Origin of the sequence: Gilliamella sp. B3464, assembly GCF_026536145.1 — a bacterium.
Classification (GTDB): Bacteria; Pseudomonadota; Gammaproteobacteria; order Enterobacterales; family Orbaceae; genus Gilliamella.
On the sequence record NZ_JAFNOQ010000001.1, the window covers coordinates 162,877 to 180,578 of the forward strand.

Consider the following 17,702-nt stretch of genomic DNA (forward strand, 5'->3'; position numbering starts at 1 on the left):
TTATTAATTCATTTCAACCATTTATTAATGGTTTAATCTTTTCATCAATAATATCACGCGCTCTAAAAATACGTGATCTCACTGTTCCAACTGGTGTATCCATAATTTCAGCAATTTCCTCATAACTTAAACCGTCTATTTCCCGTAAAGTAATAGCCGTTCTTAAATCATCAGGCAAAGCTTCAATAGCGTCAAATACAACTTTTTCAACCTCTTTTGACAGGACTAAACTTTCTGGATTGTCCAAATCTCTTAACGAATCTGCACCTTCATATCCTTCAGCCTCACTTGCATCGATATCTGAAGATGGAGGACGTCGTCCTTGAGAAATTAAATAATTTTTTGCTGTATTAACTGCTATTCGATACAACCACGTATAAAATATACTTTCACCTTTAAATAGACTTAACGATCGATAAGCCTTAATAAAAGTTTCTTGCACAACATCAGGTATTTCTGAAGCTAAAACATAGCGAGAAACCAAATGAGCGAGTTTATTTTGATAACGTAGTACAAGCAAATTGAACGCATTTTTATCTCCGTTTAATACACGATCAACTAATACTTGGTCTGTTACTTTCTCCCCCATTACAGGCCATTCCTCATTATGTTAATAACTGCTATGTGGCCCAAAATTGCGCTTACAAACAGTTAGATTCTTAAATTTAAAAAAAGTTCCCACATTTTAATAGAAATTTTAAAAATTTACCTATTAAAATTACTTTTTTACTCTTTTTTATACTAAAACGTGATGTGTTTCTCAAATTTTTTTACATTAATTTTTAATTGAGATCGATTAATTTAATAAAAAGATCTCACGATCCCCATTATCACTGTAGGTAATTTGATAGAATTGCGGAAGATTAAAATTAACAGAGCTGCTTGTAGTAAAAGTAAAGCGATCATCAGACAAAACATAAAAATCGTTGATTGCTTTGACCATATTTTCTTTATTACCATTACAATTGCGATAGATCTCGATCTGATTATGTTCATTTAAAATATACAGATCAAAACCTGTTTGGGTATCTTCAAAAAAGAATTGTATGATGCCTTGATAAGCTACACTGTCAATTTCTTTTGGGAGTTCATTGGTTTCATCTAAAATGTTTAAAGGCCTACCTTGAACTTTGTTATTCGATACCGCACCATAAAAGTCGATAGCATTTTCAAATTGATGGAATGAAACACCTAAACGTTCAAAAAATAAATACCAAGATGCTCCATCAATTCTTAATGGTTTAACTTGAGTCGAATTATTGATAGTGGTAGTCAAACGTAATTCGACACAGTCATCCATTAATTTTTTAATCTGTTTTTTAATTTCAACACTAAAATATTTACTGTAACAAAAAATTTCCATTGAATTGGGTAAATCCGCATCTTTATGCATTCGGTTTAGTAATGCTTTTATGGCTTCAAGGACACATAATGTACCACTAAAGTGCAAAACGCGAATTTCATTCCATGAGTTGCGATAAAGCAAATCAACCGATCCCACTAAACTTAACTCTTTTTTACCATAATTTAATATATTAGTATTAATTTCATGGTCTAATTCACATTGAGTAGTTGGATCATTTTCTAAATTCAAGATGATCGCTAAATGTCGGATTTCACATGGGCCATACAATTGCTCTTCGGTTGCTGCTGGCACATCAATAGGAAAATATTCTTTTAGGTCATCAATAAATTTGGTTATTTTTGCTTTATCCCGATCCTCGCCATCGTGATAATAAAATTCAGTAGAGTCCGAGATTAAACGATTAAAGTAACACCAACTTACCAGCTTAACTAAATACTTACTATATTCTAAATATTGGTGACCAATAATTTGATCCAATATTGGTTTTTGTTTATAAACATACCAACCAGCTCGATTTATTCTATCTTCTTTAACATGAATAAAGGTTAACGCCTCTTCTTGTAAATTATGAGAAATATTAAGCTTTAATGTGGTTATTTTACCCGGTAATACTTCAAATGAAGCATACAATTTACGTGTTAATATTGCTAAGTCTTGGGGACTTATTAAGGAATCCAAATTATTACGGCGACCAAAATTAAGTAAGTTACGATACCCCGTCATCATAGTTTGCAGTAAAACTTCATGTATTTCACGAACTTGTTCTATTTTCCAAGTATCGCTGGTATCGAGTTTAGCAAAACATGATTTATCCCATTTCCATTGCTTTACCAAATCTTCAAGTACTTTACGACGCCACGATAGCGTAGAATTTGCAATAGATAATTTTTCATTAACTTTTAGGTAAAAACACGTTCTTACTAATTTTAATCTCGAGAAATCTTTAATTTCAATTAGATAGTTACTGATTCGTTGCAATAGCATATAGTAAGAATCAAGATAACACCCTTCATCGCTTTTAAATGTTTGTATCAAATCGCGCATTTGATAAGCAATAGGTTTGTTTTCTGGATATATCCACGAATAGGCTTCAAGTAATAATGTCTTTAATACCGCTTTGAAAGGTGAATCAATACTTTTATAAAGTTGCCACAGGCTGGCGCCAAAATATTCTTCTGCCGATAGCCCAGTTAAAGGTCCAAAATCGATCCATTGATCACGTTCAATTATTTTTTGTTCAACTAACGCTTCAATACATTTTTCATAGCTAGGATAGGTTGTATTATTCACGGTTAAATTTGCGGGCACAGCAAACCACAATAATAGTTTGCCTGCAAGTAAATTAGCTGATCGATAAAACTCTTCCAATAATAAAATATGTTGAGCAGAACCACAGTTTTCGCCCATTAAACATTCATGATGTTGATTAATAAAACGATCTACATCAACAACAAATAATGTTAATTTTATTCCAAGCTCTTTTGCCCATTGTTCAATCAATCGGCATTTTTTTTGTAATGACGATTTTCTAACTGCCGATAAATTATTTTCAATACAAATCCAAATATCAAGATCTGACGTTACTGACTGGCCGATAGAGCAAGTACTGCCCATTGAATATAATGCGGAAATATCTGCCTTATTAAATGCTTGTGGAAGATTAAAATTAAATTCATTTTTTAACTGAGCAAAAACTTCATCAGAAGCTTGATAACAAGCAATGCCCATCGGGGTATCTTCGTTTAAATAGCCAGGCAAAGCCGGATGATGAAAATGAAAAAGCGCAGGCAACAATGTAAAAACACGTTGGAACTCTAAGGACATACCATCGAGTGCTCTTTTATGTTTTAGTAAAGCAAGATCTTTAAGTTCTTTTTTTATGTTGTTAATATAATATTGCATGACATTATCAAGGTGAACCACGTGTACTACTAACAAACAACTTCAATCTACCATGTTCATATTATAACGTAAATACAGCGTAAATTTAAAAACAAAACTAAATAAATATTATGATCACAACAGAACAGATAGCTAACTTATTGAAAACAGATAAGATAGCAAACGAAATGAATCAAAAAGCAGCAGTTTTAATACCGCTTGTTAAGGTCAATAATCAATTGCATTTACTGTTTCAAGTCCGCTCGAAAACATTGAAATGGCAACCTGGTGATATTTGCTTTCCAGGTGGGCGAGTAGAGGTAGACGATAGTAATCCAGAATATACAGCCAAACGTGAAACTTGTGAAGAATTAGGTATTTTACCCACACAAATAACTATTTTAGGACAATTACCTAAATTTATCGCAAATTTTGCTATGACTATTTACCCTTTTGTCGGTGAAATCAAATCTATAGATAACTTTATCCTTAATCCTGATGAAGTTGAAGAAGTTTTTACCGTACCGCTTAATTGGTTTATCAACAACATTCCTAGCCAAGCTACCGTCGAAGTTGGCCATAAACTTGGCAAAGACTTTCCTTTTCATTTATTGCCTAATCGCCCTCAAAAATGGCAGAAAAGATCAGAACATTTAGTTTACTTTTACCAATATAATAATTATATTATTTGGGGATTAACAGCTCAAATATTGAATAACTTTATTCATCAAATTCAGGTAGTTGTTTAAATTTCAAAAATAACCAAGTAATTCAAAAAGTTGTTGTATCGTTTTAAATTAACTATTGTTAGCAATTTGTTGCATTTTTAGCAAAAAGTGCTATGAAGTTTTATTTTCCACTATAAATATCTTGAGAATTATCTTAAAATTCATACATATATAGGAAAGAAAAAAGCTATTTTATAATTATTCAGTGAAAAAGCTTTATGTCTAAACGCATTTAGTAATAAGTAGATTAAGGCATTATACCGTAGAGTACGTGATATTCCATTTGCTCTATAAGTGATGTCATGAATTTGCAAATTAAAAAAAGCGTTAAATTTAATTCTAATTTCAATAAATAAAAATGAAGGAAATTATCATGAAACGTTTTAAAAAATCATCTGTTGCATTAGCACTATTGTTATCACTACCAGTTGCAAGCTTGTATGCAGCAGAACCACTAACAGCTAAAGAAAGCAGTAATTTAATCCCACTTAAAGAAATCTCAGTAACAGGTAAATATTTACAAGCAGATAATGCGGCAAGTGATATTTCTCGTGCAGCTGATGAAGCAGGTGCTAAATATTATCATATTAAATCAATTGAAAGTGCAACAACTAGTGATTCAGCTGATCAAGCAATCGTTTATGCTGATATTTATCAATCAAAAGAACCTGTTGCAGTTAAAAAAGAAGAAGTGACTCAAAATGGTGTTGTTGTTTATCCTCGTGCGAAAGCACTTTACTACTTACCATTTGAAGTGATTAAATTTAAAGGTAATTACAACAACACTTCAGATATTATGAATGCAGCAAGTAAATTAGCAGCAGAAAAAAATGCATATGCTTTCTATGTGTATTCAATTGCACCTGCTGATGTAAAAAATCAAGCACAAGATATTGATGTTGCATTATACAAAAAAGATGCTGTAGCAAGAGATTTCATCGTGACTAAAGCAATTGAAGGTGAAGACGCTTACGAAATCAGCAGCGATGCATTCAAAAAAATGAAACCATATGACACTATTAGTTTCCATGGTTCATTCAACAATACAGCTGAAATCAGTGCTGCTGCTCAAAAACAAGCAATTGCTAATGGTGCACATTTCTATTATGTGAAAGAAGTATCTGCAAATACAAAAGGCACTTCACAAACTGTATATGTAAACTTATATAAATAATACGTTATAGTTTAAACGTATTCCACATGCTATATAAATTATGCATGTGGAATACATCTAATGATAAAAATAACTATCAAAATATCAATATCTTTATATTCTAACAAATCGAAAACTTATTTTTTATTAACAGATTTTATTCCCTCTTTATTACACAATCTAAACACTTAATTGATTTGAGCCTATTTCACAATCCTTTATTTAGCTTTTTAAATTAAAGATAAGACAATACAGTTCGCTTTATAAGTTAATTTATGTATTGTTTAATTTCACTTCAACTTTAGATGTCCAAACAAACCATTTATTTAACGAGATATGCCCTACTTTTGCCGCTCTTGAACCACGCTAATTCAATACAGCACTCAACCATAATAAAAGAAACTTTATTTATTTTGATACACTATGATAATGAACCAATATTATCAATTATTAAAATTCAATCGAAAGAATAACTCAGTTAATTTTGTTTGAACGTCATCCTACCGTTTATCTTAACAAACAATTGATAATTGAAATTTCACTGTAACTTATCCAAGTGATACTCCAGCAATTTGCTTGAAAAAACTCTAATTCGACAGAAAATTGTTGCCGGCAACCATATGAACTTGAATGGATGACCCATTTATTATTGATTAACCTTACCGAGTAACCAATCAAGCTTGCAACAGTTAGCCGATAAATAACATTCTTAATAATTACACAAGATAGAAAATAAAATCCAGACATTTAAATATCAAGCTCTATAGCCCAATATTAACTATGCTATAACCAATTTATAAAAGTGGTGCCCAGACTCACTACAACTTATTAAGTTACACAGTTAACTTTCGGCTTAAACTGACAATTCGCACATACTGCGCTAATTTTTATCTATCACGACTATTACATTAGATATTAGAATATAGAGATTAAGTTTACTGGGCATAACAACCGATATTATGTTGATTGTGAACACTTCAAATGATTATTTAGTGGCTGGGGTACAAGGATTCGAACCTTGGAATGGCGGAATCAGAATCCGCTGCCTTACCGCTTGGCTATACCCCACTATAGTGTGAAAATGATATCTGGTACGGGTAGTGAGATTTGAACTCGCACACCTTTCGGAACTAGAACCTGAATCTAGCGCGTCTACCAATTCCGCCATACCCGCATATGAATAATTTAGAAATCGATATGATTAACAATAAAATACAAAAGAGTGAGATATCAAAAATATGCAGATTGGAATGGCTGGGGTACCAGGATTCGAACCTGGGAGTGGCGGGATCAAAACCCGCTGCCTTACCGCTTGGCTATACCCCAATAAAGGATAGATACTAAGATTAAAATGGTGCGGGTGGAGAGACTTGAACTCACACACCTTGCGGCGCCAGAACCTAAATCTGGTGCGTCTACCAATTTCGCCACACCCGCACTGTATACTTCCGGTAAAAGTATTACTTAACCTTAATGGTGGCTACGACGGGATTCGAACCTGTGACCCCATCATTATGAGTGATGTGCTCTAACCAACTGAGCTACGTAGCCATCTCATTCGCAACGTCATAACCAACACTGCGAGGCGCATTATGCTTGTCTTAAGCCAAATCGTCAACCCTTTTTTTTAGATATTTTGAAAAAAAATGACGATTGATTAAGATGCAATCAAATCCAGTTTAATAACGCTTCAATTCGCCTTTTTTGTAATTCATTATAAATAGCTTTACCAACAAAACCATCTGCAATAATATTTTGCACGTTAACACTATTGGCAACATTATAAGCTTCATTTAAGTATTGAGCTTGCAAAAATGGTTCTTCTTTACAATATGCATGGCTTGCAATAATTAATTGTTCAAGGTGTTGGGGATTACGCCAAACGTCAATACTATTTAGTAAATGGATAATTTGCTCTGCCGTCAACTGCTTTATATCTTCAACAACTTTACCATATTGCTGAACCATAACAGCTATCTTTAAAAAACTTGTAGGTGATTTTATTTTTTGACATAACAATTCAACACTTCGCTTAGTCGGCATCTGGGCACATAATATTGCAAAACGAACCGTTAATAGCGCAGTTAACTCAACAGATCTAGCTAACGCATCAACAACATTTTGTGACAATATTAATTGCGGGAATAACACAGCAAGCGCACCACATTGGTTGAGTACTTGAAAATAAATGTGTGGATGCTGAGTCGATAATGCTTTTTCTGTCTCTTTCCAAATGCGTTCAGGCGTTAAATATGACACCTCGCCAGCATCAACCATTTCTTTCATCAAAATTAACGTTTCTGGCGCTATTTTAAATCCCAAATGGTGATAGCGAGCAGCAAAGCGAGCAATGCGTAATATCCTTAAAGGATCTTCCCGAAAAGCCAAAGATACATGACGTAGTATTTTATTATGGAGATCACTTACACCATTATAAGGATCGACAATATGCCCTTGCTCATCCATCGCTATCGCATTAATTGTTAAGTCGCGACGAATAAGATCTTGCTCTAACGTGATATTTGACCCAAAATCACAAATAAAACCAGTATAACCGTTACCTGACTTTCGTTCAGTACGCGCTAGTGCATATTCTTCTTTAGTAGTAGGATGTAAAAATACAGGAAAATCTTTACCAACTTGTTGGTAACCTAAAGCAAGGAGCTGATCGGGTGTTGCACCAACAACAACCCAATCATGATCGACTACAGGTAATCCTAATAATCTATCCCGAACACTGCCGCCGACAAGATAGATCTTTGACATTTAACGCATCCAACGATCTTTTCTACGGCGTGGCATAATTAATGGTAAAATTAAACCTAAAATTAAGCCTCCACCAGCAACGAGTCCGCCATAGGTGAACCAAGTGATAATCAGATCACGGCGTTTATCATCCACTTGATTGAGCATTGACTCAAGTTGACTATTTTGCTGCTTAAGTTTGTTTTCAAGCTCAGTATTTTTATTTTGTAAAGACTCAATTAAAGTGTTTGCATCTTGCAATTTTTGCACATATTGATTAGCAACATTTTGTTGGGACTGATCGGCATTATCAGCTTTACTTTTGTACTGGGCAAGTTCAGATTCGAGAGATGGCAGTCGCTCTTTGCAACTCGGTTGATCGTTAAGTTTACTTGTTTCAATCCATGCAACACTACCATTATTGACTTGAATTTTGGTATATTTACCATCGCTATTTTTTTCAAGTTCAATGACTTTTTCGCCCGCTTTTGCTGAATTTGAATAAGCATATTGTGCCCCCGGACCTCGACGCAAGTAAACATCAACATCATCGGTGATATATTTATCTACACCATAAGCGTTAAAAGCACAACTTAAAAAAGAAACGACAGCAATAATATTATGTTTTTTCATGATATTTAATCTATTCACCCAACATTGGTTCATAATAGCATAAAAAATGAATTTTTCGCATAATCATTTCATAATATATCTTACTTGAATGAAGTTAATAACCCTAAAAATGAAAACGATTACATTTTATGAGATCTTAATCACAAAACAAAAAATTAATAATATCCTTCTAATTAAATTATCATTACTGTATAAGAATTGTTTTAGTAATCAATTTTGGAGAAAACATGAATTACCATCTTGGAAATAATAACTTAGATATAATTTTACGCACGCAACCTTATGCTGAAATCTGTTATTTTGGAAAACGATTACAAAATTTAAATATCAATTCTATCGATATGCTTAACCCTGCCGTACCTAATTCACGCCTAGATATTGATGTTCCATTCACACTTTGTCCTGAAGAAGGGTTAGGTAACTTTAGTACACCCGGGCTTGAAGGACATCGGAATGGCAAAGATTGGTCTCCAGTATTTATCACTAAAGAAGTCAAAAAAAACAATAACAATATTACTATTATTAGTGAAGATGATATTGCCAAGCTTCGTTTAACTAGCCAACTCATTTTAGATGAAAGTGGTGTTTTGCAATGTCAAAATAGCCTAACCAATTTAGCAGAGCAGCCTTATCAAGTGAATCGTTTGTCAGTAACCTTACCTATACCTGAACGGGCGCAGGAATTAATGGCATTTAATGGTCGTTGGATTAAAGAATTTTTTCCACATCGTACTAAAATTGAACATTGCGGATACTTACAAGAGAATCGCCGAGGAAGAACTTCACATGAATATTTTCCTGGCATGATTGTCGGTACAAGTGGTTTTAAGGAACAAACAGGAGAAGTATGGGGTATCCATTTAGGTTGGAGCGGAAACCACCGCATACAGGTAGCCGTCAAAAGCAATGGAAAACGTTTTATTCAAGCCGAAGCACTTTACCTAGCAGGCGAAATATCTTTAGCTAAAGGAGAAACAGTAAGTACACCATGGTTATATGCAACCTATAGTGATCAAGGTTTAAATAAAATGAGTCAGCACTTTCATCAATTCTTACGAACCAATATTATTAAGTTTTCTGCTCATAAACCACGCCCTGTTCATCTTAATACTTGGGAAGGCATCTTTTTTGATCATAATCCCGATTATATTATGAAAATGGCAACACAAGCAGCTCAAATAGGTGTTGAACGTTTCATTATTGATGATGGCTGGTTTGGTCATCGCGATGATGACTATCAAGGCTTGGGCGATTGGTATCTTGATGAGCGCAAATATCCAAATGGTTTAGAACCAGTCATTAAACATGTTAAAGACCTTGGTATGGAATTTGGTATCTGGGTTGAACCTGAAATGATTAACAAAAACTCTAATCTATATCGTGCCCATCCTGACTGGCTATTAGAACTTCAAGGTTATCAACAACCTGAAGGTCGTCATCAATATGTACTAGACTTACAAAATCCAAATGTTTTTGACTATTTGCTCGAAAGATTAACCTGGTTACTTGGAAGTTACGACATAGACTACATAAAATGGGATATGAATAGAGAAATCGTACAAGCGGGTCATAATGGTCATCCGGCTATAGTTGGCCAAACTAAAGCTGTTTATCGGTTACTTGATATTTTGCAAAAAAAATTCCCGAATGTCGAAATTGAATCTTGCTCATCTGGCGGTGGTCGCATTGATTATGAAATATTAAAACGTACTCAACGTTTTTGGGCATCGGATTCCAACGATGCTTTAGATAGACAAATAATTCAACGCGGCATGAGTTATTTTTTCCCACCAGAAGTAATAGGAGCCCATATTGGTGGAGCGCTATGTCATACCACATATAGGCAAATTGATATGAATTTACGTGGTTTAACTGCACTATTTGGCCATATGGGGGTAGAACTCGATCCTGTAAAAGAATCACAACAAGAAAAACTATCATTTGCTAATTATATAAAATTACATAAACAATTACGTTCATTGCTCCATTCAGGCAATTTTATTCGGTTAGATGTTGATGATAATCAAGCCATGCAAAGTTATGGTGTGGTTAGCCAAGACCAAACCGAGGCCGCTTTTATAATTGCACAACTTATTTTACCGACTTATGCTTTGAGTGGTAATTTACGTTTAGCGGGTTTATTACCAGATAAAGATTATCACATTGAGATTCTTGACATGCCTAATAATATTGATCCTAAAGTGAATGGACATGTCATGAAAGCCCTACCTAATTGGATGGTAAAAAGCACAACGTTATCGGGCGATTGGTTAATGAATATTGGTTTACCCCTACCAGTACTAGATCCTGCAACTGCAATGCTAATCAAGATCACATCGGTATAAATTGTTTAGCAAAGAGGCTTAATTTTTTAGCAATTCAAGAGGGATTTCAACAGCACAAATCCCTCTTAATTAATATATTTAAACTGAATCGATTCGACAAACCAGAGAGCAATTGGCAAAAGCAAAATTTTCTCGTATTATAATGCGTTGGCTCATATATTCAGAGTATTACATACTGAATTCACTTAAAGATTTTAAGTACAGGATTTCTCCCAAACTGCGAGCCCTTTTGCTTGAATCATTGGTAATCTTACGAAACTCTATATGGACAAACATAAAGTATCAAATATGGATATAAATAATTAGTAGTAATCAATTAAAAGGTAGTTTTATGGCGACAATAAAAGATGTTGCACGATTAGCCAAAGTTTCAGTGGCAACAGTATCTCGTGTTATTAATAATGCAAACAATGTTAGCGAAAATACACGTGAAATTGTAAAAAAAGCTATGGAAAAATTAAATTACTATCCTGATGCCAATGCTCGCGCGTTATCCCAACAAAATTCAAATACCATAGGCATTGTTGTTGCCGATGTTTCCGACCCTTTTTTTGGTGAGATGGTAAGTACCGTTGACAAAGTAGCTCATCGAACAGGTAATTTTTTATTAATTGGAAATGGCTATCATCAACATGATCAAGAATATAATGCAATAACGCAACTTATCGAACATCGCTGTTCATCATTAGTTGTTCATGCTAAGGTTTTGCCCGACAGTATATTAAAAAAATTAATGCAGCAAGTGCCAGGAATGGTATTAATCAATCGCGTAGTGAGCGGCTTTGAAAAACGGTGTATTGCACTCGACGATCGTTATGGTTCCTATTTAGCGGTGAAGCATTTAATTCAACATGGCCATCTTAAAATTGGTTATTTATGTTCAAACCATGATATCTCGGATGCATCTGACCGTTTGCAAGGCTATAAAGATGCTTTAGCTGAATATAATATAGAACTTGATGAAAAACTTATAGCTTTTGCCTCACCTAACGAAGTCGGTGGCGAACAAGCTATGATGACATTACTCGAACGCAATCGTCAAATTACCGCTATAGCTTGTTATAATGACTCTATGGCCGCTGGTGCAATGTCAGTGTTATATGATAATGATATAAAAATTCCAACCGAGATTTCTATTATAGGTTTTGATGATTTACTTCTTGCTCGCTACTTGCACCCTAAATTAACAACTATCCGTTATCCATTACAAACGATGGCAGAACAAGCGGCTGAATTAGCATTAAAACTTGCTAAAGGTGAAGCGCCACCCGCTAATTTAGTTAATATATTTATACCTACGCTAACTAAACGTTATTCTGTCAATTTGATTAAATAACATGATTATTAACAACCAATAACATCTTAGTTTATCAACACTATCAAAAATAGAGGATAATCACCACTTATCTGAGCTTACTTAATGATTTTTGATGCATACTATTAGCTCAGATAATCGTATTGTATTATCCCTCTCGATTAAAAGATATTAGCTAAAACCAAACCTCTGTTTGTACCCCAAAACTAATTTGGTGATGCTTACCATTAAAATCAAACTTACTAATATCATTTTGCAATGATTCAATATATGAAACATAAAAACGAATATCAGGTCTAGAAGATAAAATACTTTGTCCGACTTTGAAAGAATGATAAAGCGTTGTTTTATAGCCTTCCTCAACGTAAGTTTTACTATTAGCTTTATTTTTCTGTCTAAAATAACCAAGCTCAACACCACTCTGGTTATAGGTATCCCATATATATGCAGGTCTTACCGCTGATTTAAAACTAGAAAAATTGGTATGAGCACGATGGAGATCATAAGAATAAACATCATTACCCGTAGTTAGTGCCAATGCATGGGCAACAATAACATTATCGGCTAAATAAGCTTCACCTTCAGAAACCAAGCGATAAGCTTTACCCCCAGTATGTTCACCAATATAATCATTATCAGCATTAGCTGCAAACTCTGGATTATTAGTATTGATGTTGGCTAATTGTGAAGCAACCGAATTTGTCGCTGCTTGTAGTGTAAACTGATTGAATCCAGCAAAAAATTCATTCTGACGTAATACAAAACTACCAAGCCATGCATTTTTGACTTCTACATTGCCTTGAATTTTGGATTTATTCGGTGCTGAATAACGTGCATTTATGCCAAACAGCGCATCTTTCCACAATGGAATGTTATGATAACGTAATTCGATTTCATTAAGATCAACGTCCTCTTTTTTATGCCTGGTAATCTGATTGCCATTTTCATCAACACCAACCACATCAGCTTTTTTACTTTTTACATTCACATCAGCTCGAACTAAAGCTAAATCAAGTACACCAATACCAACGGCAAGATTTTCAATCCCTACCCCACCACCAGCAGGTGTTTTTTGCGTTTTCCAGTCAAGCATCTGAATTTCGTTGTAAGGTAAAGAGTGCTTACCAATCCATAATGTTGCATCAGGGAAACGAGGCACAAATCCTTTAGTAGCTAAATAAATATCAGAGAATTGCATAATATTATCATCTTGGGTATTAAATAAACCCGCTGCCTTATTGGTTGCCACATTCCCATCAATCATGACAATAGCATCGACTCTACGCCCATCTTGATCATAAACTTTTTGTTTAAAAATAAGATCATACCAACCGCCATATTCATTACCGAATCGACCTAACGCACCTTCAGCATAGTTTTTAGGTTTACCATTATTCGATGTTGACCATCCACCACGGAAATAACCGTTATAAGAAAATCCAATTTCATCTTTAATATAATCTTTAAATTCAGATAGAGTAAAAGATTTTTTTGCAGAACCATCTTCGTCTGATGCTGAAGAAGTTTTAACATCATTAACTAACACAATTTGATTATCACTTACGCTATTATTGACATTAATTTGTGGTGAACTAGCCGATTTTTTAGAATTGGTGAGTGATGCTGTCTGATTTTTTAATTGTTTTTGTTGATTGTTAATAACGACTTGTTGTTTTTGAATATTATTATTTAATTGAGCAATTTGCTTTTTTGACTCAACAACTTGCTTTTTTAAATCCGCTGAGTCTTTACTGATCTCTAGTAACTTCTGTTCTAAAATTGTTATCCTTGCTTCTAACTCTTCTGACGTTGCAGCCATAACATTTGGCAAATAGCATAAACTTAACATCGTAATTAACGCAATTTGTTTTAGTTTGGCTATAACTTTTACAACCTTATTTGTTAAATATTTCATATTTACCTACTCATTATTTTATAAAACATAATGAAGCCTCGTAAATTCGAGGCAAAAAAAAAACCTAAAGAATAGCTATTTATGGCTATTCTTTAGGTTTTGCCCGTTACACAGCGGTAACAATCCTTTGAAGAATAATTATCGTTTTTTAATATAACAAATAAAAATAGTGATAAATAAATTAAATGTCTAAGCTGTGACCTATATCACAGTAATAGTTATCTATTTATATGCAAAAAGGGATGTAATCGAAAATCACAAATAAAAAAAATAAACCAATCTAGCCATTTATAAAAAAGATGTATTCGGTTACATAAATGTTATCTAGATCACTGTTTTAAATTACCCGTTACTTATAATTTATAACAATTAATGCTCATGTCATTAACTACAATAAATAAAAAATAGTGGTTAACGGAACAGTAAATGGAGAGTATATGACCCCTTCTTTCAATGAAATAATTAACCGCCATGATTGGAATAACTTATCTGTGTTAAGTATGAATAGACTCGATACACATGCTAAATTTCACAGTTGGCGAGATAAACAGAGCGCTAAAAACAATCTGAATTCAGACACCACTATGTCACTAAATGGCGATTGGTTTTTTAGCTATTACAATAGCCCAAATCAAGTACCAGAATCATGGTTAAAAAAAGAGTTAGACAAAACAACTATTCCTGTTCCGTCTAATTGGCAATTGCAGGGTTATGATAAACCGGTTTATACCAATATACGTTATCCTTTTCCTTATAATCCACCTTTTGTACCGGAACAAAATCCCACAGGCTGTTATTCTCGCTATGTCAATATCACTCAACAATGGCTGGCGCAAGGAAATACCAGAATTATATTCGATGGTGTCAGCTCAGCGTTTCACCTTTGGTGTAATGGTCAATGGGTTGGCTACTCTCAAGATAGTCGTATTGCGGCAGAATTTGATTTAACGCCTTTTTTAAAGACCGGTAAAAATCGCATTGCGGTATTAGTATTAAAGTGGTGCGATGGTAGTTATCTTGAAGATCAAGATATGTGGCGATTAAGTGGTATTTTTCGCCAAGTCTGGTTATTAAATAAACCGAAATCACATTTACGAGACATAAAAATTCACACCCAACTCGATGCACTTTATCAAAATGCCACGCTTTCACTACAGATTGATGTCAATCTTGATGACAACAAAGATTTATTCAATGTTGATATTGAATTATGGCAACAAAATAAATTAATAACTAAGCATTCTCAAAGCATTGGTACTGATGCTGTTGACGAAAAAGGCGGATATCACGATCGCTTAGACTGCCATATACCAGTCACCAGCCCCAAATTATGGAGCGCGGAAACGCCGAATCTTTATCGTGTGGTTATCAGTTTATACCATAAACAAACAGGGTTGATAGAATCAGAAGCCTACAATGTCGGTTTTCGGACAGTTGAAATCAAACATGGTCAGCTTTGCTTAAATGGTAAAGCTCTACTCATAAAAGGGACAAACCGACATGAATTCTATCCAGATATGGGGTATGCCGTCACTGAACAAGCGATGTTGCATGATATAAAACTCATCAAACAACACAACTTTAATGCAGTTAGATGTAGTCATTATCCTAATGATCCAAGATGGTATGAACTTTGTGACCAATATGGGCTGTATTTAGTGGATGAAGCCAATATTGAGTCGCATGGTATGTTTCCTATGTCCCGTTTATCGGATGATCCTCGTTGGTTTGCGGCGTATAGCGAACGCGTCACGCGCATGGTACAACGTGATCGAAATCATCCCTCAATTATAATCTGGTCATTAGGAAATGAATCTGGTCATGGTGCTAATCACGATGCACTTTATGCTTGGATTAAAAGCAATGATCCAACGCGACCTGTACAATACGAAGGGGGTGGTGCGAATACAGCTGCTACCGATATCATTTGCCCAATGTATGCACGTGTTGAGCAAGATCAACCGCATCCAACGGTACCTAAATGGGCAATAACAAAATGGATTTCAATGCCTGATGAACACAGGCCTCTTATTTTATGTGAATATGCGCATGCCATGGGTAATAGTTTAGGTGCGTTTTATAAGTATTGGCAAGCATTTAGGCAATACCCTCGTTTGCAAGGCGGATTTATTTGGGAATGGGCAGATCATGGTATTCGCTGTCAAACTCAAACGGGGGAAAGTTATTGGGCCTATGGCGGGGATTTTGGTGAAGCGTATCACGATAGACAATTTTGCTTAGATGGATTAGTGTTCCCCGACCGCAATGCTCATCCTAGTTTAATCGAAGCTAAGAAATTACAGGAACCTTATCAATTTAAGCTAATAAGTCAAAAACCATTAGTAATTGAGATAACCAGCGAGTATTTATTTTATCATACCAATCATGAGATTTTACAATGGGAGTTATTAGTCGAGGGTAAAAAACGAAAATACAGCAAAACCAAACTGGACATTAAAGCCAATAGCACAATAAAAATGGTTTTGTGTGATGATGTCGGTAATGATTTTAACTGTGAAGATTTGCATTTATCAGTCAAAATTATTCAAAGCAAAACCACGCCATGGTCTGCCGCTGGGCACCTAGTCGCATGGGAACAGTGGAAGTTAACCAACACTTTTATTCCATTACTGACTATTAATCAAGATAAAAGTTCGCTTAAGTTAATGGAAAATCAGGATAAATATGTCATAAATTATAAAAATCAACGTTGGCAATTGAATAAAAAAACGGGTCAATTAGAACAATGGTTTAAAGGAAACAAATCGTTATTAGCTTCAGCTTTTACCGATCAATTTATTCGTGCACCAATTGATAATGATATTGGTATTAGTAGTGGTCTTGACAATAACCCTTATGCTTGGGTTGAAAAATGGAAGTCAGCTGGTTACTACGACTTAACGCATCAATGCTTAGGCATTGAGGTGAGCCAATCAAGTAATAAAATTATCATCGAAGTTTTACATGGTTATTTTGTCGACAACCAAAAAGTGATTCAAAGCAGATGGCAACACCACTTCGATCAAGAAGGTAATTTAAATTTATCTATACAAGTTAATATTGCGAATAATATGCCACCACCTGCACGTATAGGGTTAACATTTCAATTAAAACAGGTACCAAAACAGGTAAAATGGTTAGGATTAGGTCCACACGAAAATTATCCAGATCGTAAAACATCGGCAATCTTTAGTGACTGGTGTTTACCTTTTTCCCAACTCTACACGCCTTATATTTTTCCTTGTGAAAATGGTTTACGTTGCGATGTAAAAAAATTACAACTCAATCAATTAACCGTTACGGGTCATCAATTTAAATTTAATATTAATCAATATGGTACAAAACAGTTAATGAAAACATCACATCGACATCTATTGCAACCAAAAGACAGCGCTTATGTCAGTATTGATGCATTTCATATGGGAATTGGTGGCGATGATTCTTGGACACCTAATGTCCATAAAGAATTTTTATTAACCGAAAAGTATTACAGTTATCAATTGGTTTTTAAATGTTCATAAAATTTAACTGTTACCAACCAATAAGTAATACAGCAGGTAGTAGTCGATACCTTCTGTATTTCGGTTTAGATAACAACATGCCAACAAAAAAATCTGCAAA

General features: G+C 34.4%; 10 protein-coding genes and 5 tRNA genes. 5 read left to right on the plus strand and 10 right to left on the minus strand.

Translation table 11 applies throughout. From position 1 onward, the window contains the following. Window positions 1–13 precede the first annotated feature (13 nt). Both rpoE and J3U57_RS00685 read right to left on the minus strand, forming a co-directional pair. Window positions 14–589 carry an RNA polymerase sigma factor RpoE gene (gene rpoE / locus J3U57_RS00680; RefSeq protein ID WP_267343548.1) on the minus strand — a complete coding sequence of 192 codons (576 nt, stop codon included), beginning with the start codon at window positions 587–589 and terminating at the stop codon, window positions 14–16. Between the two features lie 207 nt (window positions 590–796). After that, a complete protein-coding gene (locus J3U57_RS00685; protein ID WP_267343549.1) occupies window positions 797–3,304 on the minus strand; it encodes a class I adenylate cyclase in 2,508 nt (835 codons plus the stop codon). Between the two features lie 74 nt (window positions 3,305–3,378). Here J3U57_RS00685 and J3U57_RS00690 point away from each other — a divergent pair, with 74 nt between their 5' ends. After that, the gene (locus tag J3U57_RS00690) at window positions 3,379–3,996 is read left to right on the plus strand and encodes an NUDIX hydrolase (RefSeq protein WP_267343550.1); all 618 of its coding nucleotides are present in this window, start codon (window positions 3,379–3,381) and stop codon (window positions 3,994–3,996) included. 352 nt (window positions 3,997–4,348) lie between these two features. Beyond that, entirely contained in the window at window positions 4,349–5,149 is an 801-nt protein-coding gene (locus tag J3U57_RS00695; protein WP_267343551.1) for a YdgH/BhsA/McbA-like domain containing protein, read from the plus strand. A gap of 972 nt (window positions 5,150–6,121) precedes the next feature. Here the strand turns inward: J3U57_RS00695 and J3U57_RS00700 are convergent. The 7 genes from J3U57_RS00700 to J3U57_RS00730 all read right to left on the minus strand — a co-directional run bounded on the left by J3U57_RS00700 (window position 6,122) and on the right by J3U57_RS00730 (window position 8,506). Further along, window positions 6,122–6,196 (minus strand) — tRNA-Gln (locus J3U57_RS00700). A 21-nt stretch (window positions 6,197–6,217) separates the two neighbouring features. After that, window positions 6,218–6,302 (minus strand) — tRNA-Leu (locus J3U57_RS00705). A 77-nt stretch (window positions 6,303–6,379) separates the two neighbouring features. Further along, a tRNA-Gln gene (locus J3U57_RS00710) sits at window positions 6,380–6,454 on the minus strand. Between the two features lie 26 nt (window positions 6,455–6,480). Then, window positions 6,481–6,565 (minus strand) — tRNA-Leu (locus J3U57_RS00715). 37 nt (window positions 6,566–6,602) lie between these two features. Next, window positions 6,603–6,679 (minus strand) — tRNA-Met (locus J3U57_RS00720). Between the two features lie 117 nt (window positions 6,680–6,796). Next, a complete protein-coding gene (locus J3U57_RS00725; RefSeq protein ID WP_267343552.1) occupies window positions 6,797–7,894 on the minus strand; it encodes a multifunctional CCA tRNA nucleotidyl transferase/2'3'-cyclic phosphodiesterase/2'nucleotidase/phosphatase in 1,098 nt (365 codons plus the stop codon). Continuing rightward, window positions 7,895–8,506 (minus strand): TIGR04211 family SH3 domain-containing protein, encoded by a 612-nt coding sequence (locus J3U57_RS00730; protein WP_267343553.1) that lies wholly within the window; start codon window positions 8,504–8,506, stop codon window positions 7,895–7,897. A gap of 227 nt (window positions 8,507–8,733) precedes the next feature. On the opposite strand from J3U57_RS00730, the gene J3U57_RS00735 reads away from it, so the two are divergent. Together J3U57_RS00735 and J3U57_RS00740 are read left to right on the plus strand one after the other, a co-directional pair. Beyond that, entirely contained in the window at window positions 8,734–10,851 is a 2,118-nt protein-coding gene (locus J3U57_RS00735) for an alpha-galactosidase (RefSeq protein ID WP_267343554.1), read from the plus strand. Window positions 10,852–11,182: 331 nt separating this feature from the next. Continuing rightward, window positions 11,183–12,187, plus strand: a complete 1,005-nt coding sequence (locus tag J3U57_RS00740) for a substrate-binding domain-containing protein (protein WP_267343555.1) — start codon at window positions 11,183–11,185, stop codon at window positions 12,185–12,187. A gap of 154 nt (window positions 12,188–12,341) precedes the next feature. On the opposite strand, the gene J3U57_RS00745 is transcribed toward J3U57_RS00740, so the two are convergent. Continuing rightward, window positions 12,342–14,081, minus strand: a complete 1,740-nt coding sequence (locus J3U57_RS00745; protein ID WP_267343556.1) for a carbohydrate porin — start codon at window positions 14,079–14,081, stop codon at window positions 12,342–12,344. Between the two features lie 437 nt (window positions 14,082–14,518). Between J3U57_RS00745 and J3U57_RS00750 the strand changes: the two genes are divergently transcribed. Further along, window positions 14,519–17,602 carry a beta-galactosidase gene (locus tag J3U57_RS00750; RefSeq protein WP_267343557.1) on the plus strand — a complete coding sequence of 1,028 codons (3,084 nt, stop codon included), beginning with the start codon at window positions 14,519–14,521 and terminating at the stop codon, window positions 17,600–17,602. Window positions 17,603–17,702 lie beyond the last annotated feature (100 nt).